This is a genomic window from Bradyrhizobium genomosp. I (2014), assembly GCF_000261685.1.
Classification (GTDB): domain Bacteria; phylum Pseudomonadota; class Alphaproteobacteria; order Rhizobiales; family Xanthobacteraceae; genus Bradyrhizobium.
The window spans coordinates 1-23,300 of record NZ_AJQE01000150.1 but is presented as its reverse complement, the minus strand read 5'-3'; the positions used below and the strand labels follow the sequence as shown (position 1 = coordinate 23,300).

23 protein-coding genes and 1 pseudogene are annotated in these 23,300 nt (G+C 65.2%); 14 read left to right on the top strand and 10 right to left on the bottom strand.

Annotated elements, in window-relative coordinates:
- Positions 1-222 precede the first annotated feature (222 nt).
- The 4 genes from IC50_RS14545 to IC50_RS14530 are packed head-to-tail and all read left to right on the top strand — an operon-like array spanning position 223 to position 2,767.
- The gene (locus tag IC50_RS14545; protein ID WP_035705510.1) at positions 223-528 is read left to right on the top strand and encodes a BufA1 family periplasmic bufferin-type metallophore; all 306 of its coding nucleotides are present in this window, start codon (positions 223-225) and stop codon (positions 526-528) included.
- A 43-nt stretch (positions 529-571) separates the two neighbouring features.
- Positions 572-1,489 carry an MNIO family bufferin maturase gene (gene bufB, locus IC50_RS14540; RefSeq protein ID WP_035705507.1) on the top strand — a complete coding sequence of 306 codons (918 nt, stop codon included), beginning with the start codon at positions 572-574 and terminating at the stop codon, positions 1,487-1,489.
- On the top strand, positions 1,479-2,261 hold the full coding sequence (locus tag IC50_RS14535) for an HvfC/BufC N-terminal domain-containing protein (protein ID WP_035705505.1): 783 nt from the start codon (positions 1,479-1,481) through the stop codon (positions 2,259-2,261). The genes bufB and IC50_RS14535 overlap by 11 nt, the downstream gene beginning before the upstream one ends.
- The gene (locus IC50_RS14530; protein WP_035705502.1) at positions 2,258-2,767 is read left to right on the top strand and encodes a DoxX family protein; all 510 of its coding nucleotides are present in this window, start codon (positions 2,258-2,260) and stop codon (positions 2,765-2,767) included. Before IC50_RS14535 ends, IC50_RS14530 begins: the two co-directional genes overlap by 4 nt.
- Positions 2,768-2,777: 10 nt before the next feature.
- Here IC50_RS14530 and IC50_RS14525 read toward each other — a convergent pair whose 3' ends face one another.
- From IC50_RS14525 to IC50_RS14515, 3 genes are read right to left on the bottom strand one after another with little or no spacing between them, the layout of a single operon-like run.
- Positions 2,778-3,623, bottom strand: coding sequence for an SDR family NAD(P)-dependent oxidoreductase (locus IC50_RS14525; RefSeq protein ID WP_035705499.1), 846 nt, complete (start codon positions 3,621-3,623; stop codon positions 2,778-2,780).
- A 10-nt stretch (positions 3,624-3,633) separates the two neighbouring features.
- Complete coding sequence (locus IC50_RS14520) at positions 3,634-4,185, bottom strand: carboxymuconolactone decarboxylase family protein (protein WP_035705496.1); 552 nt, start codon at positions 4,183-4,185, stop codon at positions 3,634-3,636.
- The gene (locus IC50_RS14515; RefSeq protein ID WP_035705493.1) at positions 4,163-4,861 is read right to left on the bottom strand and encodes a TetR/AcrR family transcriptional regulator; all 699 of its coding nucleotides are present in this window, start codon (positions 4,859-4,861) and stop codon (positions 4,163-4,165) included. The genes IC50_RS14520 and IC50_RS14515 overlap by 23 nt, the downstream gene beginning before the upstream one ends.
- 168 nt (positions 4,862-5,029) lie before the next feature.
- Between IC50_RS14515 and IC50_RS14510 the strand changes: the two genes are divergently transcribed.
- The 5 genes from IC50_RS14510 (at position 5,030) to IC50_RS14490 (ending at position 9,592) form a co-directional block, all read left to right on the top strand.
- Entirely contained in the window at positions 5,030-6,241 is a 1,212-nt protein-coding gene (locus IC50_RS14510; RefSeq protein WP_035705490.1) for an ABC transporter substrate-binding protein, read from the top strand.
- Between the two features lie 3 nt (positions 6,242-6,244).
- Positions 6,245-7,153: an MBL fold metallo-hydrolase gene (locus tag IC50_RS14505; RefSeq protein WP_035705486.1), complete on the top strand. Its 909-nt coding sequence runs from the start codon at positions 6,245-6,247 to the stop codon at positions 7,151-7,153.
- Entirely contained in the window at positions 7,150-8,118 is a 969-nt protein-coding gene (locus IC50_RS14500; RefSeq protein WP_035705483.1) for a Bug family tripartite tricarboxylate transporter substrate binding protein, read from the top strand. The genes IC50_RS14505 and IC50_RS14500 overlap by 4 nt, the downstream gene beginning before the upstream one ends.
- 25 nt (positions 8,119-8,143) lie before the next feature.
- On the top strand, positions 8,144-8,683 hold the full coding sequence (locus tag IC50_RS14495; RefSeq protein ID WP_035705480.1) for a VOC family protein: 540 nt from the start codon (positions 8,144-8,146) through the stop codon (positions 8,681-8,683).
- A 96-nt stretch (positions 8,684-8,779) separates the two neighbouring features.
- Complete coding sequence (locus tag IC50_RS14490; RefSeq protein WP_035705477.1) at positions 8,780-9,592, top strand: class I SAM-dependent methyltransferase; 813 nt, start codon at positions 8,780-8,782, stop codon at positions 9,590-9,592.
- Between the two features lie 34 nt (positions 9,593-9,626).
- Here the strand turns inward: IC50_RS14490 and IC50_RS14485 are convergent, their stop codons facing one another.
- Both IC50_RS14485 and IC50_RS14480 read right to left on the bottom strand, forming a co-directional pair.
- Entirely contained in the window at positions 9,627-11,183 is a 1,557-nt protein-coding gene (locus IC50_RS14485) for a L,D-transpeptidase (protein WP_035705474.1), read from the bottom strand.
- A gap of 268 nt (positions 11,184-11,451) precedes the next feature.
- A complete protein-coding gene (locus tag IC50_RS14480) occupies positions 11,452-12,888 on the bottom strand; it encodes a lipopolysaccharide biosynthesis protein (protein ID WP_035705471.1) in 1,437 nt (478 codons plus the stop codon).
- A 365-nt stretch (positions 12,889-13,253) separates the two neighbouring features.
- On the opposite strand from IC50_RS14480, the gene IC50_RS14475 reads away from it, so the two are divergent.
- On the top strand, positions 13,254-14,321 hold the full coding sequence (locus IC50_RS14475) for an endo-1,4-beta-xylanase (protein ID WP_035705513.1): 1,068 nt from the start codon (positions 13,254-13,256) through the stop codon (positions 14,319-14,321).
- 7 nt (positions 14,322-14,328) lie between these two features.
- Here IC50_RS14475 and IC50_RS14470 read toward each other — a convergent pair whose 3' ends face one another.
- On the bottom strand, positions 14,329-15,279 hold the full coding sequence (locus IC50_RS14470) for a DUF6492 family protein (protein WP_035705468.1): 951 nt from the start codon (positions 15,277-15,279) through the stop codon (positions 14,329-14,331).
- Between the two features lie 808 nt (positions 15,280-16,087).
- Here IC50_RS14470 and IC50_RS14465 point away from each other — a divergent pair.
- Complete coding sequence (locus tag IC50_RS14465) at positions 16,088-16,819, top strand: 4'-phosphopantetheinyl transferase family protein (protein WP_035705465.1); 732 nt, start codon at positions 16,088-16,090, stop codon at positions 16,817-16,819.
- Between the two features lie 108 nt (positions 16,820-16,927).
- Here IC50_RS14465 and IC50_RS14460 read toward each other — a convergent pair whose 3' ends face one another.
- The 3 genes from IC50_RS14460 to IC50_RS14450 form a co-directional block, all read right to left on the bottom strand.
- Entirely contained in the window at positions 16,928-17,953 is a 1,026-nt protein-coding gene (locus IC50_RS14460; RefSeq protein ID WP_035705463.1) for a histone deacetylase family protein, read from the bottom strand.
- A 126-nt stretch (positions 17,954-18,079) separates the two neighbouring features.
- On the bottom strand, positions 18,080-19,021 hold the full coding sequence (locus tag IC50_RS14455) for an SMP-30/gluconolactonase/LRE family protein (RefSeq protein ID WP_035705461.1): 942 nt from the start codon (positions 19,019-19,021) through the stop codon (positions 18,080-18,082).
- Entirely contained in the window at positions 18,978-21,050 is a 2,073-nt protein-coding gene (locus IC50_RS14450) for a PQQ-dependent sugar dehydrogenase (RefSeq protein WP_035705458.1), read from the bottom strand. Before IC50_RS14450 ends, IC50_RS14455 begins: the two co-directional genes overlap by 44 nt.
- 204 nt (positions 21,051-21,254) lie before the next feature.
- Here IC50_RS14450 and IC50_RS14445 point away from each other — a divergent pair, with 204 nt between their 5' ends.
- Positions 21,255-21,488 carry a DUF6894 family protein gene (locus IC50_RS14445; protein ID WP_035705455.1) on the top strand — a complete coding sequence of 78 codons (234 nt, stop codon included), beginning with the start codon at positions 21,255-21,257 and terminating at the stop codon, positions 21,486-21,488.
- Between the two features lie 9 nt (positions 21,489-21,497).
- Positions 21,498-21,674, top strand: coding sequence for a hypothetical protein (locus tag IC50_RS42470; RefSeq protein WP_193374123.1), 177 nt, complete (start codon positions 21,498-21,500; stop codon positions 21,672-21,674).
- Between the two features lie 142 nt (positions 21,675-21,816).
- Here the strand turns inward: IC50_RS42470 and IC50_RS14440 are convergent.
- Positions 21,817-22,591, bottom strand: a pseudogene (locus IC50_RS14440) (enoyl-CoA hydratase-related protein).
- Between the two features lie 104 nt (positions 22,592-22,695).
- On the opposite strand from IC50_RS14440, the gene IC50_RS14435 reads away from it, so the two are divergent.
- Positions 22,696-23,300, top strand: a 605-nt coding sequence (locus tag IC50_RS14435; RefSeq protein ID WP_035705449.1) for a gamma-glutamyltransferase, incomplete at its 3' end; no start/stop codon positions are given.

Below are 23,300 nucleotides of genomic sequence, written 5' to 3'. Positions count from 1 at the left end.
GGGCCGCCAATGCCCGGTGGCTACCGTCTCGATAGACCCAAGGCATTGGCCTCGAGCGGACGCCTGCCTGCAAATACCACCCCAAGCGCACCGGCGGTGCGCCCGATCCAACCGGTCTCACGGGTTCGTGAGCAGCCCGCTGTAACGCGGGCTGTGCGCGCAACGAAAGGGACCTTGCGGGCATCGCCTGCCAGGCGATGCCATCTCGAACAGGAGAATTCGATGTCTGCCAAACATGCCGTCACCTCGCTCGTCCTCGCCGGCGCCGTATCGACCGCGCTCGCGACCCTCGCCGCCGCCGGTCCGCTGACCAAGGCCGAAGCCGACGCGGCCGTCGCCGCCAAGAAGGAGAAGTGCTTCGGCGTCGCGCTGAAAGGCCAGAACGATTGCGCGGCGGGTCCGGGCACGACCTGCCAGGGCACCTCGACCGTCGACTTCCAGGGCAACGCCTGGAAATTCGTGCAGGGCGGCACCTGCACCAGCATCCAGCTGCCGGGCGGCAAGAAGGGTTCGCTCAAGCCGGTCTGACGGCCGGCGTGACGTCGCCAGCAAGCGCGAACGGAGCAGCACGATGAGCACGGTGATCCAGCCGACCCGACCAGCAGCCATGCCGCTTCGCTTCTCGCTCCCCGTCGGCGGCGTCGCCGGGACGAGCTTCAAGCCCGCGCATCTCCCTGATATCCTCGAGGCCGGACCTCGGCGTGGCTTCTTCGAGGTCCACGCCGAGAACTACATGGGAGATGGCGGTCCGCCTCATCGGGCGCTGGAGGCGATCCGCCGCGACCATCCCCTGTCGCTGCATGGCGTCTGCATGTCGATCGGCGGACCCCGAGCGCTCGACAAGGCGCATCTGGCGCGCTTCCGCGGCCTGGTTGCGCGCTATCAGCCGGCGCTGGTCTCCGAACATCTCGCTTGGTCGACGCATGAGACCAGCTTCTTCAACGATCTGTTGCCCCTGCCCTATACCGAGGCGACGCTGGCTTGCGTCTGCGATCACATCGACCAGGTGCAGGAGGCGATCCGCCGTCCGCTGCTGCTGGAAAACCCATCGACCTATGTCGCCTTCCGCGACTCCTCGATGCGCGAGACCGAATTCATCCGCGCCGTTGCCGAGCGCACCGGCTGCGGCCTGCTGCTCGACGTCAACAACGTGTTCGTCTCCGCAACCAATCAGGGATTCTCGGCGCTCGAGTATCTTGCGGAGTTTCCGCTGTCGCGCGTCGAGGAAATCCATCTCGCGGGCCATGCCGAGCAGGCCGACGACGAAGGCGATCTGCTGTTGATCGACAGCCACGACGGCCCGGTCGCGGACGCCGTCTGGAAGCTCTACGAGATCGTGATCCGGCGCCGCGGCGCGGTACCGACGCTGATCGAATGGGACAGCAAGATTCCGGATTGGCCGATCCTGCAAGCGGAAGCCTCTGCGGCCCAGGCGATCCTCGACCGTCAGCAGTCCGCCGTGCCGGCGGGAGACCGTCATGCCGCCTGAAGCAGACTTGTCCTTCGCCGCTTCGTTCGCGCCGGCACTGCTGGATCCGGCGCGCAGCACGCCCGAGGTCGTGACCGGTCCGAACGGCAAGGCCGCCGGCCGACGCTATGACGTCTACCGCAACAACGTCACCGTCAGCCTGATCGACGCACTCGCCGCGATCTATCCGGCGGTGCAGCGCATCACCGGCACCGACTTCTTCCGCGCCATGGCACGCTTTCACGTGCGCAGCAATCCGCCGACCTCGCCGCTGCTGTTCGAGTACGGCCGCGATTTCCCCGAGTTCATCGCGCGGTATGAGCATGCGCAGGCCATGCCCTGGCTTCCCGACGTCGCCCGCATCGAACGCGCCTGGCTCGATGCCTATCACGCCGCCGACGCGTCCCCGCTGTCGCCGGCCCGGCTGTCGGCGGTGACGCCCGATCGTTTGGCCGATCTGGTGTTCACTCCGCACCCGGCCGCGTATTGCTTGCGTTCGGACTACGCCGCAGTGACGATCTTTGCCGCCAACCGCGACGATGCACCGGTCATGCGGATCGATGCCTCCACGCCGGAACATGCCCTGATCACGCGGCCGGAGTTCGAGGTCACCGTGCGCCGGCTTCCGCCCGGCGGAGCGGTGTTCGCGAGCAGCCTGATCTCGGGACGGCCACTCGGCGAGGCCGCGGCGTCGGCCCTGGAAGCTTCAAGCCAATTCGACATCGCCGCGAACATTGCCGGGCTGATCGAAGCCGGCGCCTTCACCTCGTTCGCCTCTGGAGACCCAACATGATCACGGACCAGCACATGGCCACCGACAGCGGCCTGCCGTCGCCCGGAGCGCTCATCGACAGAGCCAATCATCTGGTGCAGACGCTCGCGACGCCATCGCTCGTCCAACTCGTGCTGCGCCTCGCGCTGGCCGTACCGTTCTGGCGCTCGGGCATGCTCAAATGGGGCGGCTTCCTGAGGCTGAACGACACGGCCGTGACGCTGTTCAGCGACGAATTCATGCTGCATCTGCCGGGCGGGCCCTATCACTTTCCGGCGCCGGCGGTGATGGCCTTCCTGTCGGGCTCTGGCGAGATCATGTTTCCGATCCTGCTGGTGCTGGGACTAGGCACGCGATTCGCGGCGCTTGGGCTGCTGCTCATGACGCTGATCGTCGAACTCACAGTGCCCGATGGCTGGCCGATCCACCTGACCTGGGCCGCGATGGCGCTCGCCCTCATGGCTTACGGACCCGGGCGCATCTCGCTCGACCATCTTGTCTGTCGCGCGCGATCGCACGCGCGATAGGAAGCTGCGCCTACATTCCGCTCAAGCCACTATCGACCGCGAGGGTCTGCGCGGTGATGTAGACGCTTTCGTCCGAGAGGAAGAACAGCACGGCATAGGCGATTTCCCAGGCGGTTGCCTGGCGGCCGAAGGGAACATGCCCCTTGCCGCGGTTGGGGCGGCCCGCGCCGGCTTCGCGGCCGTTCGGAGTGTCGACGAGGCCGGGATAGACGAGATTGGCGCGGATGCCGCGGCGCGATCCGAGATGTGCGATGTTGCGCATCAGGCCGCCGAGCGCGGCCTTGGAGGAATCGTACACCGCCATCTGCGAGCCGGCCTTCAGCGCGGCGATCGAGGAGATGAAGACGATGGCGCCGCCATCTTCGAATTTCGGCAACGCGGCGCGGCAGCACAGCATCGGCCCGCGGACGTTGACGTCGTAGATCTTGTTCCACTCCTCGGGACTGATCGCGTCGAGCCCGACCCTGCCGAAGGTGCCGATGTTCAGCACCATGCCGTCGAGCCCGCCCATGGCACCGTGGGCTTCTTCGATCATGCGCAGAACGTCGGCTTCCGACGTGACGTCGGCCGCGATCGCAAAGGCTTCACCGCCTTGATCGGTGATGCGTTTCACCGTCTGTTCGGCGGAGGCGCGATTGAGATCGGCCACCGCGACCTTCGCACCCTCTCGTGCGCAAAGAACGCTCATGGCGCGGCCGTTGCCGATCGGGTCGGTGGCGGCGTCGAAGACGCGCTGGCCGCCGCCGACGACCAGGATGCGGCGCCCTTTCAGGCGGCCCCTGCCCGGCGCTTCGCCCAGCGACTCCACGCTCGGCGGGCGGACGTAGCGATCCGGCCTGCTCTCGGTCTCCGCCATCTCAGCCGTCCTATTTCTTGCCGCCGTCATAGACCTTCATGCCGGCGGCGGGATCGAGATCGGTTTCGGTTGCTTCGGTCAGGCGCGCCATCATCATGTAGAAGCCGAGCGCAACGATGGATTCGACGATCTCCTGGTCGCTGAAGTGCTTTCGCACGCCGGCGAAGGTCGCCTCGGGCACGCGGACGTTCTCGACCACCTCGCGGCCGAACTTGAGCAGCGCGCGCTCGGCTTCGCTCAGCGCGGCGGCGTCGTAATCTGCGCGCGCAACGGCATCGACCTGGGCCTGCGTGCAGCCGACGCCGAGCGCGATCGGCACATGCTGGCGCCATTCGTAGGTGCCGCCTTCGAGCTGAGCGGTCTGGAGGATCAGCAACTCGCGATTGACCGCACTGAGCTTCTGCTTGTGCAGGATCGAATTGCCGAGCCGCATCGCCGGGATCATGTTGGCCTCGGCGTGGGCCATCATGCGGAAGATGTTGAGCTTGACCGGCATGCGGTCGAACGAGACGCGGATGTCGCCGCTCGTCGTCTCCGGATCAATCAGGGGCAGCCTTGCCACGCGTTTCTCCCTTGGGCTTTCGTTTCTTGTTGTCGTCGTCATTGCCTGCCGCGATCAGCGACAGGAAGAATGCGAGATAGCGGTCGATCGCCTCGATCACCTTCGCGCGCGGCGAGGGCGCCGCGCCCATGACGTAATGTTCGAGACGGATGTAGATCAACCCGGCGGCGAACAGCCGCGCGGTCTCGCGTGGATCGGGCGTCGAGATCAGGCCGGCGAGCGCGAAGCCGCGGAAATAATCCGTCATCATGCTCTGCTCGCGCGCGTAGAAATGGTCGGCGAACTTGGCGCGGATACCGGGAACGCGGTTGCGCTCGGCGGTGATCACCTTCTGGAACTGGTGCTCGCGCGGGTCGGACCATTGCTCGACGAGGTCGAGCGCGAACTGCCGGCAGAACGCGGCCGGCTGGCGCGCGAGCTGCTTGTAGCGCGGCTCTTCGAGCCGGCTCGCCGAGCTTGCCGGCCCGTGCTCGGCAACGATCGCCTCCAGGATCGCGGCCTTGCCGGGGAAATGATTGTAGAGGCTGCTCTCGCGGATGCCGACGCGCCGCGCGAGTTCGCGCATCGAGGCACCGCCATAGCCGCTCTGCGCGAACAGGTTGAGCGCCTCGGAAAGGATGCGCTCGCGGGTGGTGGGCGCAGCCGCTTCCGCCGCGCTGGAGGTGTGGACAGCCATGACGGCTTGACTAACGAACGATCGTTCGCTAGTCAACCGCACGAACGATCGTTCGTTTCGCCAGTCTGGCGGCAATGGTCGCGGCCCGCGAGTTCGCTTTCGGGCGCAGTTCTCGCGTTTCAACTCCGCTCCATCGAGAAGCGGAGAGCAATTTTGGGGAGACTTTTCATGGCGCGCCTTGCCCGCCTTCGCCTGGCCTCGGCCTGCATCCTTCTGCCGCTGCTTGCAGCAAGCACCGCCCAGGCCCAAAGCGCGAAATACGATCCCGGCGCCGATGACAAGACCATCAAGATCGGCACCACCGCGCCGCTGAGCGGCCCGGTGTCGGCGTTCGCGCAGATCGCGAAATCGGCGGAGGCCTATTTCCGGAAGGTGAACGACGAGGGCGGCGTCAACGGACGGCGCATCCAGATGATCATTGCCGACGATGCCTACAGCCCGCCCAAGACGGTGGAGCAGACCCGGCGGCTGGTCGAGAGCGAGGAAGTGCTCTTGATCTTCGGCGGCGTCGGCACGCCGACCAACAGCGCCGTGCACAAATATCTCAACGACCGCAAGGTGCCGCAGCTGTTCCTCGGCTCCGGCGCCGCCAAGTGGGATGACCCGAAGAATTTTCCGTGGACCGTCGGCTGGCAGCCGACCTATCGCGACGAGGCGATCGCCTACGCCAGATACATCAAGGCGAGCCACGTCAATGCCAAGGTCGGCGTGCTCTACCAGAACGACGATCTCGGCAAGGACTATCTGAAGGCGCTGGAGGAAGGCCTCGGCAGCGGCGAGGCGATCGTCGCGCGGGCAGCCTACGAGACCTCGGCGCCGACCGTGGACACCCAGATCCTGCAACTGAAGACCGCGGGCGCGGATGTCGTGCTCGTCGCGGCGACGCCGAAATTCGCGGCGCAGGCGATCCGCAAGATCGGAGAGATCGGCTGGAAGCCGGTCACCATCATCTCGAACGTCTCCGCCTCGATCAGCGGCGTGCTGGAGCCGGCGGGCAAGGACAATTCCACCGGCGTCATCTCCAGCCAGTACCTGAAGGACGCGACCGATCCCGCGCTAAAGGACGATGCCGGCTACAAGGAGTGGCTGGCGTTCATGGACAAGTACATGCCGGACGCCAACAAGAGCGACTGGCTCAACGTCTACGGCTACACCATCGCGCAGACGCTGGTGACGGTGCTGAAGGCATCAGGCAACGACCTCACCCGCGCCAACGTGATGAAGCAGGCGACCACCATGAAAGACGTGCGCCTGCCGATGTTGATCAACGGCACCGCGGTGACCAATTCGCCTGAGCGTCATACGCCGATGACGAGCCTTCAGCTGATCCGTTTCGACGGCACGCGCTGGGTGCCGTTCGGCGATCTCCTGAAGAACTAAAGCATGCGGCAGGTCAGAATCGGCAGCATGCGGATCGACCTCGTCAGCGAGATCCCTTCGCTTGCCTTCGACAAGACCTGGCTGTTCGCCAATGTCACCGACGAGGTGATCGCGGAGAACCGCAACTGGCTCGATCACCGCTATATCGAGCCGGAGACCGGCCGCTTCATTCTCAGCCACCACTCCTATCTCGTGCGTACGCCGCGCTGGACCGCGATCGTCGATACCTGCTGTGGCAATCACAAGAACCGGCCGCGCGTCCCGGCGTGGAACGATCTCAACCAGCCGTATCTCGAAAACATGCGGGCGTTCGGCGTTGCGCCCGAAGACGTCGACTTCGTGATGTGCACGCACCTGCATGTCGATCATGTCGGCTGGAACACGCGGCTTCTCGACGGCCGCTGGGTGCCGACGTTCCCCAATGCGCGCTATCTGATGGGACGCGACGAGTACCGCCATTTCGAGGCCGCGCACAATGCCGCGCCGAACAACCCGGTGAACCACGGCTCGTTCCAGGATTCCGTGCTGCCGGTGGTCGCGGCCGGGCTCGCCGAACTCGTCGAGACCGATCATCGCCTGTTCGACGATCGCGACGCCGCGTTGCGCTTTGCGCCGGCTCCGGGGCACACGGCCGGCAACATGCAGATCCACCTCAACGGCGGCCACGATCACGCGGTGATGTCCGGCGACGTCATCCATCATCCGATCCAGTGCGCCGCGCCGTGGCTCTCGAATGCCGCCGACGTCGATCCGGCCGCGGCGCTCGCGACGCGAATGGCGCTGCTGGAGGAGCTTGCGGACACGCCGGGCTACCTGCTCACCGGCCATTTCCCCGCACCGACCGCGGGACGCGTGATCCGGCACGGCGATGCCTATCGATTTTGCTTCGAGGATTTGGGGAAAACACCATGAAATTCAGGACCGTCACGCTCTCATTGCTCACATTGCTGTCGGCGGCATTGCCGGCCCGCGCCGAGGATCCTGGCGCCTACCCCACCCGCAAGATCAAGATGCTGCTGCCCTATGCGGCCGGCGGCGGCGGCGACGTGGTCGGCCGGCTGCTTGCGGACAGGATGGGCAAGACGCTCGGACAGAGCATCTATATCGAGAACCACATCGGCGCTGCCGGAACGCTCGGCACGCAGATGGTCGCGACATCTCCAAATGACGGCTACACCATCACGGTAGGCGGCATGACCACGCATGTGCTGGCGCCCGCGATCTATCCAAAACTGCCCTACGATCCGATCAAGGATTTCACGACCATCGGCCGCGTCGGCACATCGTCGATCATGCTGGTCGCGACCAGGAATTTTGCCGCCGATGACATCAAGGGCCTGGTCGCGCTGGCCGGGAAGGGAGAGCCGATCCAGTACGGCAGCTGGGGCGTCGGCTCGACCGGGCAATTCTGTGCGGAGATCCTGATGCAGCAGACCGGCATCAAGATGGACCACGTGCCGTTCAACGGCATCGCGAAACTCGCCGGCGATCTGCTCGGCGGCCACATCGCCCTTGCGACGCTCGACATGGCAACCGCGACGCCGCTGGTGAAGGACGGCTCGATCAAGGCGCTGGCCGCCTGCGGCGAACGTTCGCCGAGCCTGCCGGATGTCGCCAGCTACAAGGAACAGGGCGTGCCATTCGACCGCAGCCTGTCCTGGGCGATGTATGCTCCGGCGGGCCTCGCTCCGCCGATCGCGGAGAAACTATCGGCGGCGCTCAAGGAAGCGCTCGGTGACACTGTCGTGAAGGACAAGCTGCTCGGGCTCGGCATCACGCCGCAATTCGTCTCCGGCGAGGAACAGCGTGATATCAATGCTCGCGACATCGCAGCCTGGAAGCAGGTTGCCAGGGAAGCCGGGATCGAGGTCAAGTGAGCAAGCCGACAACGGGAGCGCGGGCATGAGCCGCATCTTCGGCGCGGTGCGCCAGAACGGATATGTGGTGCGGGACATCCACGCCGCGATGAAGCACTGGATCGAGGTGATGGGGGTCGGCCCCTGGTACTACATGGACCGGGTCGAGACCGATTGGTTCCGCCACCGCGGCCGGGATTCTGCCGTCGAGATGAGCATTGCCCTCGCCAATTCCGGCGATCTCCAGATCGAGCTGATCCAGCAGCGCAACGATGCGCCTTCGCTCTACAAGGAGTTTCTCGACGCCGGGCATGAAGGCCTCCAGCACATGTCGTACTGGAGCAGCGACTACCAGGCGCTCTATGACAAGGCGATCGGGCTCGGTTACGAGGTCGGCCATGAGGGGCAGATCGGCGGCGACAGGGGGCGCTTTGCCTATTTCGACACACAGGCCCATCCGGGCACGGTGATCGAGATATCCGACATCAGCGGCACCAAGGGACCGTTCTTCGAGAAGGTCCGTCGGGCCGCGATGAACTGGGACGGCACGCGGCCGATCCGCGAGGTCGGCGGCCGGAGATCGTAGGGCTCGATCACCGGCAGGATTTGCGTCGTTGCCGGAGCAACAAAGGGAAAATCATGCTAACGTGAGGCCGCGTCCGAACCTTCAGCGAGGCTGAGCATGTCCGACACTGACAAGGTTTTCGCCGGCTCGATTCCCAGACTCTACGATGAATATCTCGTGCCGATGATCTTTGCCGTCTACGCCGACGACATCGCAAGACGCGTCGCTGCGCTCTCGCCCTCCGTCCTGCTGGAGATCGCCGCAGGCACCGGCGCGGTGACGCGCGCCGTGGCGGCGGCGCTGCCGCGCGGCATACGCTACGTTGCGACCGATCTGAACGAACCGATGCTCGCGGTTGCCGCGCAGCGCCAGGCGGGTGATGATCGTATCGCTTGGCGCCAGGCTGACGGAATGGCCCTGCCCTTCGGCGACGCCGAGTTCGACGTGGTCTGCTGCCAGTTCGGCGCGATGTTCTTTCCGGACCGCGTCAGGGCATACGGAGAGGTGAAGCGAGTCCTGAAGCCGGATGGCACGTTCGTCTTCAACGTCTGGGATCGCATCGAGGACAACGTCCTCACGCAGGAAGCCACGGTCGCGCTCGAAAAGCTGTTTCCCGACGATCCGCCGCGTTTCATGGTCCGGACGCCGCACGGCTATTACGACAAGGCCGTCATCAGAAGCGACCTCGAACAAGCGGGCTTCCGTGACATATCGATCGAAACTCGACCTGAAATCAGCCGCGCGCCGTCGGCCGAATATGCCGCCACCGCACTCTGCCAGGGCACGCCGCTGCGCAGTGAGATCGAGGCAAGGGATGCCGGCAAGCTTCAGGCTGCAACCGATATCGTTGCCGAGGCGATCCGGACGCGCCATGGGTCCGGCCCGGTCGAGGGCAAGATCCAGGCACTTGTGGTCACAGCGCAGCCGTAGTTTACCTCGCAAGCGACTTCAGCGCCGTGCACCCTTACCAAAAGCCACGCTGCATCGGCTGCGCCGGCTGATAGTACTGATACTGGCTGCGCCGGCGCGGATTGACCGGCTGGACGTAGGGATCTCGCTGCTGGAAGAAGAAGCCGAAGCCGTTGCCGCCGTTGTCCCAGCCATCATCGCTCGCGATCATGGCCGGCGCGGTCGGCTTGCGAGTGATGAAACCGCCTTGCGGCTGATCGCTCAGCACCGCCACGAACTCGGTCCGGTAGTTGGTTTCGCTGCTCAGCGGCTCATCCGAGATGATGATCGAGGAGCGCGGCAACGCCGTCGGGCCGATGCGATCCCACACGTCCTGCGGGATGGTGATGCGGTCGAGCGCGTTCCGGGCCTCGTCGCCGTTTTCGATCGTGACCACACTCCAGCGCAGACCCGTATCGGTCTTCGCCATCGCGGTGAAGATATGCGTGCCGAGCGGCTGGTCGGGATTACGGATGGTGACGGGGACCTCGATGCTCGTGTCGAACACCTCGCCGCCGCCGTCGGGCGCCGGCTTGTGCGTGTTCCGCCGCACGTAGAGCTTCTGCGTCGCGCGGCTGATGTAGACTGAGACCGGCTCGCCCGCGAGCTTCGCGTCGGTCGCGGCCTTGACGGCTTCAGCTTTTCGGGTCGCTGCTGCCTTCGCGGCGTCCTTGGTCGCGGCCACGGCATCGCGCTTCGGCTGCGCTGCCGCCTTTGCGGCGTCGAGCTGCGTCGCTGCGTCGGCAGCCCTGGCCGCCGCCTTCTGCTGCAACTCCTCGGCCCTGGCGCGGGCCTGATCGTTTTTGGCGTTCGTGAGCGTCTTGTCGGCGAAGGCGAGCTCGGCATCTGCGCGGGCCTTCTGCCGCTCCAGCTTGCGCAGCACGGCAGGGAGCGAGGCAGCTTCCTTGGCGGCAGCGGAAGCAGCCTTCTTGGCGCTATCGGCGGCCCGGATGGCCTCCTCGGCCTCGGCGGAGAGCTTGTCGGCGCGGCCGGGCGCGGCCGCGATGGCCTCCGGCTTCGGCACGAACAGCGAGGGATGAGAGATATCGGTCGGGACCGCATCGTGCGGCGAGATGATCACCCGCATCCCGATATACGTCTTGTCGAACAGGTTCTCGGCGAAGCCGAAGGGCATGCGCACGCAGCCGTGCGAGGCGGCATAGCCGGGCAGCGGTCCGCCATGCAGCGCGATGCCGTTCCAGGTGATGCGCTGCATGTTCGGCATCCAGGCATCGTCGTACATGGTCGAGCGGTGGTCCTTGTCCTTCTCGATGATCGCGAAGACGCCGGCCGGCGTCTCGCGTCCCGTGGTGCCGGTCGACACCGGTGCGCGCAGGATCCAGCCGTCGGCATCATAGAAAGTGACCTGCTGGCTCTTGATCGACACGATCGCCATGATCGGCTCGCCGGCCTGGCGCGGCGCCACCGCCTCGGCCGGCTGGCGCGCCTGCTTGGCCGCCCCGGCCGGGGTCAGGGCGGCAAACGCGACCATCGCCGTCAACATCACAAGTCCGGGAAGGCCCCAACGCCGCATCGTTACGGTGGATTGCGCCGTCGTCAGTCGGTTTTTCATGCCATCCTCGGTCGAAATGCCAGTCCGCCTGTGTCGATCACGCGTCAGATTGGAATCATTGCATTAAGAAATCGCAGCCGCCTTACGTTCCGTCTGTGGCGAGATTCGGCACGTTCCGGCGACAAATCTCTCATATACGACGGTTCGCGCAGGCGGAAGGCGGGCTCCGGCCGAGGCTGGCCCGAAGCTGGCGTCGATCGCTGCGGCAGAATGTCCGGGTTAGCTGCCGGGCCAACGTCTGCCGACCGCCACGCCCGACGACGCGCAACTAGACACCCAGCGCCTTCCGGTTGAACGTTCGCAGGACGCGCAGTGACAACGTTCGCACATTCGCAACGTTCATCAGCCACGCCGCCGTGGCGTAAGCGAGGCCACCGGCAAGGCTCACGATGATCAGCGACACGAGGCCGGTGCCGCCCGCTTGCGATCGCGCAACCAGGATCGCGGCCGCCATCGCGGCTGCGGAGACGGCAACGCCGGCGAGGCGATTGATCTCGAACGGGACCGGGTGGGCCCGATGCATCAGGACGACGGCAACGAGGAAGCCGATCGCCTCGGTCGCCAGCGTCGCCAGCGCCGCGCCGTGAAGGCCGTAAGGGGCGATCAGCGCGAACATCAGGATCACGCTGATCACCAGCGTGAGAAAGGATTGCGTCGCCAGCATGAAGGGCCGCTCGGCGAGCTGGAAGCTGATCTGCACGTAGAACTGATTGGCGATACCGAAGAAGCGGGCGAGCACCAGCGTCGGCAGCAGCGCCGAGACGCCGGCGCGGAAGTCGATGCCGACGAGCGTGCCGGCGACCTGGTCCGCCGCAAGGGCAAGCCAGACCGCAACGGGCGCCACGACGACGAGGAGGAGCTCGAGGCTCTCGGTCAGACGCTCCCGCGTCGTCTCGTTGTTGTTCTCGGACAATGACCGGAACACCAGCGGCACGGTCGCTGCGGCAACGCTGGATGCGATCATGACCATGAACTGGCGCGGCAGGTCGGCGGCAACGCCGAAGATGCCGGCAGCATCCTTGCCGAGCAGATAGGCGACAATGAGCCGGTCGCACGCCGAATAGACGGCGACGGACAATCCTGCCAGCGTCAGCGGCAGACCGTAGCGCGCCAGCTGCATGAACTGGCTGCGCTGAAACGGCGCGATCCTGCTGCGGTCGCCGACGAGGTTCAGGATGATGCCGGCGAGCGACCCCAGACCAAACGCGGCAAGCAGCCCCAATCCGCCCCAGCCGAGCCAGATGCCAAGCAGGCCGAAGCCGACGCTGGAGACGCTGCGCACGATCGAGATCGCAGCGAACCGGTAGGGGCGCAATTTGGCGCGCTCGAACTCCTGGCCGACATCGACCGCGTTGGCCATGATCGCGACGAACATGCTGGCGAGCAGCAGCTCGACGCTGACGTCGCTGCGGAACAGGAAGACCAGCGGAGTGGTGGCGCAGAGCACCGCGACCGTGAGGGCGAAGGCGACCATCGCCGTGCCGCGAAAATCGACCTCCGCCGACATCGCCTGATAGCGGGACACCGAGAGCTTGATCCAGGCGAAGAAGATCGCACCCAGAATGCCCGCAAGGCTGATGCCGACGATATAGACGCCGTACTCCGCCGGGCTTAGGAGCCGCGTATAGGCCGTGACAGCGAAGAAGCCCACCGCCGCGGGCAGGATGTAGGCGACCAGATAGATCGAGAAATGGCGGTTCAGCATGCGAGCACGGGACCGGCAGCGGTCTTGCGAGTGTGGCGACGTTTGATCCGACTGGATCCTGGCGGGCGAACGGATTGCGCCGCAGCATCTCTCAAGAGTGTCACATAAGTCTGCCGATCGGGCGGCGAATGAGGCCTTGAAGCCGCTTTCGCGCAATAGCGTTAAATTTGCCCTGTGCCGAACGGGAGGACCGATCACCCGAAAGAAACCATGTTTCCGCACGTTCCCCGCGTTTTCCGCGACCCGGACGCCACACCCGCTGACGCGGCCCCTCCGGCACGAGTTAACCCAACGGCATGAAACCCGGGCGGTGCAAGGCGCCGCTTGGTACGAAGGCGCATTGGTTGCAGAAGGAACCTCCCAACGTGACCGGGCTCGACAGACGCGAATTTCTCCTCGGCAGCGCCGCAGCCCTCGCGGCGGGCGCATCTGCGTCCGCACTGCCGGCGTCGAAACGCGCCCAGCGCCGTCCGGGCTTTGGCGCTGCGGCCACGCTCTGGGACCTGCAAGCCGATCCACGGCTCGGCGAGGCCATCAGCACCTATTGCACCCAGGTGGTGCCGGTGCTCGAGCTGAAATGGCCGATGCTGCGGCCGGACGCGCATACGTTTGCCTTCGAACGCGCCGACGCGATCCTCGACTTCGCGCGAGACAACGATTTGACCATGCGTGGCCACGCGCTCGCCTGGTATCACGACATTCCGGACTGGACCAAGCAGATCAAGGACACCAAGGGCGTCGAGCGCGCGTATCTCGACCACATCGGCACCGTCGTCTCCTACTACAAGGACAAGCTCACGTCGTGGGATGTCGTCAACGAGCCGATTCCGGATAACCCCCGCAGCCCGAAAGACCGGCGCGACACGTTCTGGACGCAGCATCTCGGCGAGCGTTGGATTCCGCTGGCGTTCCGCACGGCGGCTGCGGCCGATCCCTTCGTCAAGCTCGCGATCAACGAATATGACATCGAGTCCGCCAAGGACTCGTTCATTGCCAAGCGTGCGGCCTATCGCGACCTCATCATGGACCTGCTCGACCGGGGCGTTCCGCTGCACGCCGTCGGACTGCAATCGCATCTGCACGCCGAACTCGAGATCGACACGCACGGACTCGCCGAATTCGTGACCGAGCTGCGCTCCTGGGGTCTGGAGGTGCTCGTCACCGAGCTCGACGTCGACGACCAGAAGCTGACGGGCAATCCGGCGGAGCGCGACGCCATCGTCGCCAAACGCGTCGACGATCTCCTCACCGCGATCTCGACCAGCGGCCCGGTGCGCTCGATCCTGACCTGGGGCATCTCGGACCGTTACAGCTGGATCAACGGCACCTTCGCCCGCAAGGACAAGCAGCCGAACCGTCCCCTGCCGCTCGACGGCGACTTCAAGCCGAAGCCGTTCATGGACGTCATCGGCAAATTCACGAAGGACGCTTGAGCGCAACTCAGCCGCGCGTTGGCACCTCGAGCCCGGCCGCCTCGCCGATATGGTCGGGAGCCAGGCTCGGACCGCGACGGTCGCGCGAAGAGAGGCGGAATACGTCGCGGATGTCGTCGATCGAGGTCGACGAATAGGACTGGATGCAGAGCGCGACCTGCTCGGGCGAAGCCGCGCGCATCATCGCCTCGATGGCCGGGCGGTCGAGGGGCGTGTCGTCCCAGTGCGCGACCGCGATGCTGTCTTCAGTGATCCGATGTCTCGCCAGATGTTCCGGCGCGTTCGCGACGAAGTTCCCGTAAAGCAGATACTCGGAGAACTTCTTCTTCCGGCACAGCGCCAGGGCCCAGCTCAAGCCCGTCGCCGACTTGATGGCGTCGGTCATCGCACGCGTCGTAGCCTTGTCCCAGACCAGCGCGTTGCCGACATAGTCGTCTGCCGGGAACGAGCGCTCCCCGATACCCAGAAGCTGATCGACGGTGCGGAGCCACAGGCCATGCAACGGGTGATCGGCGCCGATCGCCTTGCGCGTGACGAAGAGCGGCGTCTTCTCGCCGCCGGCATATTGGCCGACGTCGAATTCGCGGAAAAACAAATTGTCCGAATCAAGGATGCAAACGCGCTGCTCGGGCGCGTTGAGGACACCGGCGATCTTGAGGATCTGCTGGATGTGCCAGCCATGCACCGGCGACGACAGCAGCGACAGCCAGACGCGCCGCTTGCTGATGAACTGGAGCGCCGGCGGCAGTGCGAACAGCCATTTCGGCAAATAGCGCGAGGCCGGAACGATGACCCGCCTGTCGGAGGCGAAACGCTCGAACAGCGGCACGTCCTCATCGTTAACGAGAACATAATGCCGCGTGTATCCCGTCAGCCAGGTGTCGATGCTCTCGCTGAGCAGCGAAAAGCGTTCGATATCCTTGGCGTAGCTGGCAGACAGGAGTGCAACGGAATGCATGGAGCGCGCTCAAATGGCCATCACGTCGCACTCATAGCGGCAATAGGAGGCGATGGAAACTTGCATTCGCAATCAAGGTAAAATGAAACGAAGTATTAGCCATCCGCCGGCAGCCCCTGCGCGAGGCCGCGAAAGCGCAGCGGTATCGGGGCTGATGCGCGCCGCCACCAGTCGGCGACGCGGTCGTCGGGGGCGGTCGCGCCACGGCGGCCACGCGGACGGAGCGACTGGGGCCTGAGCGGGTTACATTGCGGACGAGTGCGAATTCACGCGCGCCAAAGCTGTGAATGATCAAGATGCGTCTTGATTATTTGGCGTCGCCGCGCAAGATTATTCCCGCGTTTTGATTTGGACATTATTTTCGACCGGGGGAGTGTTGTGGGTTTCATCAAATTTACCAAGGGCACCTGGTTGAGCGACAAGGACCGCAAGGCCCTCCGGAGGCTGCTGACCGACGAGAAAAGAAGCTTCAGTCCGCACTGAAGGACGTCGATGCCAGCCTCTCGAGGCTGGGTGGGTCGAAGAACGCCAAGAAAAAGAAGAAGTAAAATTCGCCGGCCGGGACGCCGCGCGAATCTCCAGACTTCAACTTTCGAGCTTCAGTTTTCGAATTTTGTTTTTCGGTCTTGAGCCGCTCGGCTGGTCGAGTTGGTGTCTCGCACAAGCTTGCGCCTGTAAACCGGCCTGCAAATCGACAAGAATTCGCCTGAGTGGACCGTTAGGGATGACCCTCTTGGTGAGTCTTGCGCAGTAGAATCTTCCGTCGGGACCGGGGATTTGGCCTCGCCTGACGCCATGGGCCCAATTGATGGCGGACGACAGAATCGAACTCTTTGTCGGGCTGATCGAGACCATTGACGCACCGGGCGCGGTCGCGGCGTGCCGGGGCCTGCTCTCGGTCGACGAACGGAGCCGGGCCGATCGCTTCATGTTCGAGCGGCATCGACGGCAGTATATCTTCGCGCACGCCATGTTGCGCCTCGCGCTGTCGCGGGTCGCCTCCAACGTCGCGCCCTCCGACTGGTCGTTTGGCGCGGGCCGCTATGGGAGACCGTTCGTCGCAGCGCCCAAGACATCGAGCGCGCTGCATTTCAGCCTGTCACATGCCGACGGCTGCGTTGCCTGCGTGGTGTCGCGGCATGAGGCCGTCGGCGTCGACGTCGAAGCCGTGTCGCGGCGCGGCGCGCCGCTGTCCACCGCACTTCGTTTCTTTGCGCCGGAGGAGGTCGAGACGCTCCGCGGGCTGCCGGAGCCCGCGGCCATCGAGCGCTTCTTCGACTATTGGACGCTCAAGGAGGCCTACCTGAAAGCCAGGGGCTTTGGGCTCAATCTGCCGCTCGACGCCTTCGCGATGCGCGTGTCAGGCGAGGCCATCGAGATCAGCTTCAAGCCCGACATCGCCGACGATCCGGACGGCTGGCGCTTCTCGCTGTGCTCGCCATCGCCCTCGCATCGCCTCGCGATCGCCGATGGCTCCCGCGCGGACGGCGGCCTTCCCATCAGCCGCCATGCCTGGCCGCTTCAGGAAGCGGCTGAATGACGCCACCGCGGCTGCGCGTCTTTCCGCAATTTCACGCAACCGCGATCGCAGGGCATATGTCGGACCACCCAATCATCCACGCCGTCATTGCGAGCCATTTGGCGAGAATCAGCGCGCCTGTTCGAACCCCGCCAGCACCGAAGTCAAATTCGCGCCGAGAATATCCGAGAGATAACCGCCCTCCTGCACGAACACGGTCGGCAGCCCCATCTTCGCGATGGCCTGGCCGATGCGGCGGAAGCCGGGCGTGGTGACCGCCAATCCCTTCAGCGGATCGTGCTCGGAGGCATCGAGACCGAGCGCGATGACGAGGGCGCCCGGCGCAAACGACTCGATCGCCTTGCGCGCGAGGTCCAGCGCCTGGATGTAGCCGTCATCGCCGGTCCCGATGGCCAGGGGAATGTTGAGATTGGTGCCGAGGCCGGGTCCTTCGCCGCGCTCATGCGCGTAGCCCCACACGTAGGGATAGTACGCGACGGGGTCGGCGTGGATCGAGATCGTGTAGACGTCGGGCCGGGCATAAAAGATGCCTTGCGTGCCGTTGCCGTGATGGACGTCGACGTCGAGGATCACCACGCGCTCGTGCTTCTGCCGCAGATGCGCCGCGGCGATCGCGCTGTTGTTGAGGAAGCAGAAACCGCCGGCCATGTCGCGATAGGCGTGATGGCCGGGCGGACGGCAGAGCGCGTAGGTCGCATCCTCGCCGTCCATCACCATTTGTGCCGCCGTGACCGCAACGTCGGTTGCGGCACAGACCGCAGCCCAGGTGCCCGGACCGATCGGGGCCGCGGTATCGGCGGTGTGCCAGCCGAGCTTGCCGACGATGTGGGTCGGATAGGTCGCGGCATGGCGCACGGGATGGATGTTGCCGATCATCTCCGGACCGGAATCGCCGAGCGCGGTCCAGGCGTCCCAGGCTTCGCTCAGGAACGACAGATATTCCGGACTGTGAATGCGCGCGCGAGGCCCCTGCCCAAACCTGGTCGGCTCGACCAGTTGGTGCTTGCCGTCCTTCAACCCCTTGAGCAGGCGGTCGGCGCGCTCCGGCTGCTCGGTGGTGCGCTTGACCACACCGCGAACCAGGAAGAATTGCGGATCGTGGCTGCGGTGCAGCTCCGTATGAACGGCTTTCACTCAATACTCCGTGGTCGCAGATTCCTTTGACGTGCCACGCAAGTCTTGATCTCCGCGGCGTCGAGATGCAAGCAAGAAGAATGCCGCACCTGCGCGCGCGGCTCTGCGCCGGAAGCAGATCATGCTCTAGCAGCGCCCGCGCTGGAGACAGTGCTCCCGCCCCTGCTGGTCGGTGCGGAAGGACTCGATGAAGCCACCCTGGCGCTGGGTGACGAAGACGGTCTTGCCGTCGCTGCCGCCAAAGGCGAGGTTGGTCGGCTCCTTGCCCTTCAGCGCGATCTCCCGCTCGACGGCGCCACTTGGCTTCATCAGCGCGATCGTGCCTTTGAGAATGCGCGCGACATAGAGACGACCGGCAACGTCGGTGCGCAGACCGTCGACGGTGTCGGGCTGAAACGACTTGACGAGTCTTGCGCCGGTGAGTTCGTTGCCGCTGATCGCATAGGACCAGATCTGGCCGCTGCTGGATTCGCCAACATAGAGCGTCTTGCCGTCCGGGCTGAGGTCGATGCCGTTGGTGGTGCCCATCGCCCGCGGCGCGGCCATGACCTGACCCTGCACCGTACCGTCGGCTCTCTTCGCGATGCGCCAGACGTATCCTTCGCGGCCCTTCCAGTTCGGATCGCTCGCATAGATCGTGCCGTCGCGCGCGATCGTGATGTCGTTTGGCTGGTTCATCTCCTCGGAGTGAAACCAGAGGGACGGCTCGGTCGCGCCCTTCGGGATCGCGAAGATGTTGTGCTTCTTGTAGTCGGCAATGAACATGGTGCCGTTCCGATCGAAACGGATGGCGTTGCCGACGCTGCCTGCGGGAAGCACGGTGAACGGCTCCGACGCCGCGCCGCCGGCCGGGAGCCTGCCGATGGTGCCGGGCTTGCCGAGATTGACCACGAAGAGGTTGCCGTCGAGGTCGGCGGCAGGCCCTTCGATGCCATGGGTGTATTCGCCCGCAGGCGTCGCCTGTGCGCTTTCGAACAGCTTGACCTCGGCGCGGGCGGGCCCGGTCGCGACGCAGAAAAGGATGCTACTGCACAGGCACCAGAAATTCCTGCCGGATGTAATAGCCATCGACGTCGGTGCACTCGCCATTCAGATAGGGATCGGCCGGTCGGAAGAATCGGCTGAAGCCGGGTTTGTCTACAGCGCTCCTTTGTGTCACGACAACGACCTTGGCGGCCGGTATTTCGCCGCATTCCTTGTTCGTCCTGCCATAGAACTTGCGCTGTGGCGGACCGGACTTGATCCGCATCCGCGTGCCCGGAACCATTTTCGCGACGAGCAGATCCGCCGTATCCAGCAGACGTTTGTAGCCGGGCTCGGTCTTCGGCAGGCTCTCGCCGCCGGGCGGCATCAGCTTCTCCGCGCCCAGCCCGCGCAGCCGCGTGCGCAGCTTGCCGGCGTCGGGATCACCCGGATAGATCCAGCCGTCTTGCGACAGCATGAAGCGGAGCGCGGCGTCGTCCTTCTCCATCTCCGATTGACCCGGCGCCAGGCCGAAATCGGAGTGACAGCCGGTGCAATGCTTCTCGACGAGGCCCTTGCGCAGCGTGGTGAGCCGGGCGCTGTTCTGCGTGTCCCTGGCGACGAAGGCCGCGAGCTGGTCGATCATGGCCTGGCTGCGCATGTCGCAGGGGAGCGGCTGAGGCGCATCGCCCGTTGCGCGGTCGATGCGGATCACGGTCCTGTTCTTGTCCTCGACCAGCCAGATCGCGCCGTCCTCGGCGACCGTCATGCCGACGGGCGCACCTTGCGGCCGCGCGCCATTGACGCGGTGCCAGCCTGCAATCAGCTCCTCGAACGGCGCCGCAGCGACCTCGCCGGCATCGGTCTGGAAGCTGCGGGTCGGGTCGGCGGCGCAACTGACGTGATAGCGCACCGGCGCCGGGGCAGGTTTGGGGAAGCCGCGATCGTCGACGTCATAGACGAGCAGGCGGCTGCCGGTCGGCCGATAGCCGTGCAGGCCGACCAGCAGCTTGCCTTCGAGCTCCGGGAATTTGCCGCCGTGATAGTACAGCATCGCGAGCGGCGCGCCGTGCGGTGGCAGCAGCGAGAATGGTTCCTTGTAGAGCGCGTTGGCCGTGCAGAGCGACTTGTAGATTCCTGATTGCAGCACGCGCTTGAATTCGGGGCTCGGCGTCGACAGGTCGTGGCAATAGGGCCAGCCATAGTGCCTGCCCTGCTCGATCGCGTTGATCTCCTCGTTTGGCTCGAAGATGTCGGGCAGGTCGCGGCCGTTCTCGCCCTGCAGCAAGGCGTAGCCAGCATCCGGAAACATCGGGTGCAGCGCCAGCGCCATCGAATTGCGCAAGCCACGCGCATAGACGGTGTGCGGCGGATCGGGATCGCCAGCCGGCAAGGCCGGGAAGACGCCGCCAGCGGGTGGCGTGAACAACCAGATCGCGGCCATGGCGGAGGCGCCTTCGGCAGCCGCACAGGGCTTTGTGATCGGCGATGGCGTGATGCAATCGTCGCTGTGCGAGCCGACATTGACGAACAGCCGGCCGTTCCTGTCGAACACGAACTGCTTCAGCGGGTGCGCGCTCTCGTCGAGCCTGGTGCCATCCGGCAGCGTGATTCGGCGGCCGGGCATGTGGCGGATGATGGTCTCGACCGTGCTCCGTGGATTGTCCGCAAGTGGATCGAACCGGAAGATCGCCTCCGCGGTCGAGGCGTAGAGCTTCCTGTCGGGACCGATTGCGAGGCCGAACGGATATTCGACTCCGGTCAGCACTTCCTTGAAACGCCGGCCTTGGGGCGCGCGCGGATCAAGCAGCAGCAACCGTCCGTCGATATGACCCCAACCGCCCATGTCGGCCACCACGAACAGGTCACGGCCGGGCACCTGGATGATCGAGCGCGGAAATTTCAGGCGATCCTCTTCGCTGGCAACCAGGCCGGCGCAAAATCCCGCCTTCATGTCGATCGGGATCCTGGGAAAAGCGAGATCGCCGCTGCCGCAAGTGTCGGTGCTGATCGCATAGCCGCTCTTCCTGATCGGCTCCGACGAAGCGGGGGCGAAGCCGAGCAGCGCTCCGACGACAGCCGCCGCAAACACGCGCAGGCTTCGGCGCTCGCTCCCGAATGTGAACTGGTTCACGGTGCCCCCCGACTTTCCGGCGAACTTGTTCCATGCCGCCCCGGCGCCGTCCAGCTGGTCATCACCCGCCTGTGATCAAACCTGTCATGACATTCGTGCCGACCAACCTCCGTAAATTCCCTTACCGGGTTCAACCCGAATGTTTCGCGAATGCCTGGAGTGGTATCGATTTGCCGTCCCGATCGCTTTCTACAGGAGGCGCTTATGGTTCAGGTCTACTTTCACTGCTCCAACACCGAGGGCACGCTGATCGACCGCTATGGCGCCGCAGTCGCCAATCTGACCGAGGCACGCGACCGCGCCGCCCAGATCATGAACTCGATGATCCAGACGCCCGGTGCCGAAGACTGGCGCAACTGGGTCATCCATGTCAGCGACGATGACGGCGAGGAGATTTTCGATCTCCCGTTCACCGCCATTCTCGGCAAGCCGCATTGAGGTGATGTCATGTTGCTCCCTTCACTGAGCCTGCTCCGCCAGCCCCTGACTTTCGTCGCCACCAAATGGCAGACGCTGATCCGCGTGGCGGGCAACCCCTACCGCCCCGAGTTGCACTACATGCGCGGGCCTGGCCCGAAATGGCGCGCCAAGCATCAGGCCAGCCGGCTGGACCGCTCGCTCTGAGCGATTAGGCTTCTAGAATTCCTGCTTATCGTCGTCGTCATGGCCGGGCCTGTCCCGGCCATCCACGTTTTTGTGGCGCGGATGCAAAGACGTGGATGCCCGGTCAAGCCCGGGCATGACGAGTGTGGTGCGTAGTCCAAGCTCACCGCCCCGTAAACTTCGCCTTGCGCTTCTCGACGAAGGCATTGCGGCCTTCGATGGCATCCGCGCTCTTGCGGATCACCGCCTGAAGCTCGATCTCGCGGCGGAACTGCGCCTCGTAGGTCGCATGTTCGCTCTCCTCGACCAGCGCGCGCGTTGCCACCAGGGCGCGCGTCGGTCCATCGGCGAGGCGGCGGGCCAGACCTAGCGCCTCGTCCATCAGCTTGGCATCGTCGACGACCTGCCGCACCAGGCCGATCTCCTGGGCGCGTTCCGCCGTCAGCGGCTCGTTCAGCAGCATCAGTTCGAGCGCGCGCTGCCGGCCGACCAGCCGCGGCAATAGCCAGGTCGAGCCGAGATCGGGCACCAGCGCGATGCGGCTGAACACCTGGATGAAGCTCGCCGACCGCGCCGCGACGATGATGTCGCCGGCCATCGCCAGACTAAAGCCGCCGCCGGCCGCGACGCCATTGACGGCGACCACAACGGGTACGCGGCACTCGCGCAACGCTCTGAAGGCCGGCCAGTAGAAGCGCATCACGCCGGCGGCAATATCCTCGCCCAGCGCCTCAGACGCCTTCAAATTCTGCCCTGAGCAAAAACCGCGCCCCGCGCCCGTAAGGATCAGTGCGCGGACGCCCTCATCCCCAGCCATCTCGACAACGGCGCCTGCGAGCGCGCCGAGCAGGTCCGGCGTCATCGCGTTCAGGCTCGCCGGCTCGTCGAGCGTCAGGATCCCCGACCGCGCCATCCCGCACCTGTTTCACACCTGCCATGTCGCGCCTCCCTTTGGATGTTCTCGTTGGCCGCAATGTGCCATTGTCCGCGCGCTCCGCCAATCGCGGAGCCTCGATATCAACGCAGCACACAAGACGACATCATGCCTCACCAGTTCAGCCGCACCCAAGCCATCCGTAAACCTGCCGTCAAATCCAGGGGCGGCATCGTCGCCGCGCAATCGCGGCGGGCGGCCGAGGTCGGCGCCGAGGTGCTGGCGGCGGGCGGCGACTGCGTGGATGCGATCGTTGCGACCACCTTCGCGCTGAACGTGCTGGAGCCCTGGATGAGCGGCATGGGCGGCGGCGGTGCGATGGTGCTCTACCGCGCCAGGGAAAACCGCTACGAGGTCATCGACTACGGCATGTGCGCGCCGCAGAGCCTGCGCGTTGCCGACTATCCGATCACGGGACAAGGCGCGGCTTCCGACCTGTTCCCCTGGCCGCGGGTGAAGGACGACCGCAACATTCATGGGCCCGGCTCGATCGCGGTGCCCGGCGTCGTCGCCGGCATGGAGGAGGCGCATCGCCGCCACGCCAGGATGAAGTGGAAGGACCTGGTGGATCCCGCCGCGACGATCGCCGGCGAGGGCCTGCTGGTCGACTGGTGGACGACGCTGATGATCGCGAGCACGGCCGCCGATTTGCGCCGGTATCCCGCCAGCGCCGAAACCTTCCTCAGGGACGGCCTGCCGCCGAATGCGCCTTG

Excerpts from the sequence above, each read along its gene's own strand:
- IC50_RS14470 (WP_035705468.1), bottom strand. The coding sequence starts at position 15,279 with ATGCATTCCGTTGCACTCCTGTCTGCCAGCTACGCCAAGGATATCGAA.
- IC50_RS14535 (WP_035705505.1), top strand. The coding sequence starts at position 1,479 with ATGCCGCCTGAAGCAGACTTGTCCTTCGCCGCTTCGTTCGCGCCGGCA.
- IC50_RS14505 (WP_035705486.1), top strand. The coding sequence starts at position 6,245 with ATGCGGCAGGTCAGAATCGGCAGCATGCGGATCGACCTCGTCAGCGAG.
- IC50_RS14530 (WP_035705502.1), top strand. The coding sequence starts at position 2,258 with ATGATCACGGACCAGCACATGGCCACCGACAGCGGCCTGCCGTCGCCC.
- IC50_RS14445 (WP_035705455.1), top strand. The coding sequence starts at position 21,255 with ATGGTTCAGGTCTACTTTCACTGCTCCAACACCGAGGGCACGCTGATC.
- IC50_RS14500 (WP_035705483.1), top strand. The coding sequence starts at position 7,150 with ATGAAATTCAGGACCGTCACGCTCTCATTGCTCACATTGCTGTCGGCG.
- IC50_RS14525 (WP_035705499.1), bottom strand. The coding sequence starts at position 3,623 with ATGGCGGAGACCGAGAGCAGGCCGGATCGCTACGTCCGCCCGCCGAGC.
- IC50_RS14510 (WP_035705490.1), top strand. The coding sequence starts at position 5,030 with ATGGCGCGCCTTGCCCGCCTTCGCCTGGCCTCGGCCTGCATCCTTCTG.
- IC50_RS14485 (WP_035705474.1), bottom strand. The coding sequence starts at position 11,183 with ATGAAAAACCGACTGACGACGGCGCAATCCACCGTAACGATGCGGCGT.
- IC50_RS42470 (WP_193374123.1), top strand. The coding sequence starts at position 21,498 with ATGTTGCTCCCTTCACTGAGCCTGCTCCGCCAGCCCCTGACTTTCGTC.
- bufB (WP_035705507.1), top strand. The coding sequence starts at position 572 with ATGAGCACGGTGATCCAGCCGACCCGACCAGCAGCCATGCCGCTTCGC.
- IC50_RS14455 (WP_035705461.1), bottom strand. The coding sequence starts at position 19,021 with ATGGCTATTACATCCGGCAGGAATTTCTGGTGCCTGTGCAGTAGCATC.
- IC50_RS14515 (WP_035705493.1), bottom strand. The coding sequence starts at position 4,861 with ATGGCTGTCCACACCTCCAGCGCGGCGGAAGCGGCTGCGCCCACCACC.
- IC50_RS14465 (WP_035705465.1), top strand. The coding sequence starts at position 16,088 with ATGGCGGACGACAGAATCGAACTCTTTGTCGGGCTGATCGAGACCATT.
- IC50_RS14545 (WP_035705510.1), top strand. The coding sequence starts at position 223 with ATGTCTGCCAAACATGCCGTCACCTCGCTCGTCCTCGCCGGCGCCGTA.
- IC50_RS14495 (WP_035705480.1), top strand. The coding sequence starts at position 8,144 with ATGAGCCGCATCTTCGGCGCGGTGCGCCAGAACGGATATGTGGTGCGG.
- IC50_RS14480 (WP_035705471.1), bottom strand. The coding sequence starts at position 12,888 with ATGCTGAACCGCCATTTCTCGATCTATCTGGTCGCCTACATCCTGCCC.
- IC50_RS14490 (WP_035705477.1), top strand. The coding sequence starts at position 8,780 with ATGTCCGACACTGACAAGGTTTTCGCCGGCTCGATTCCCAGACTCTAC.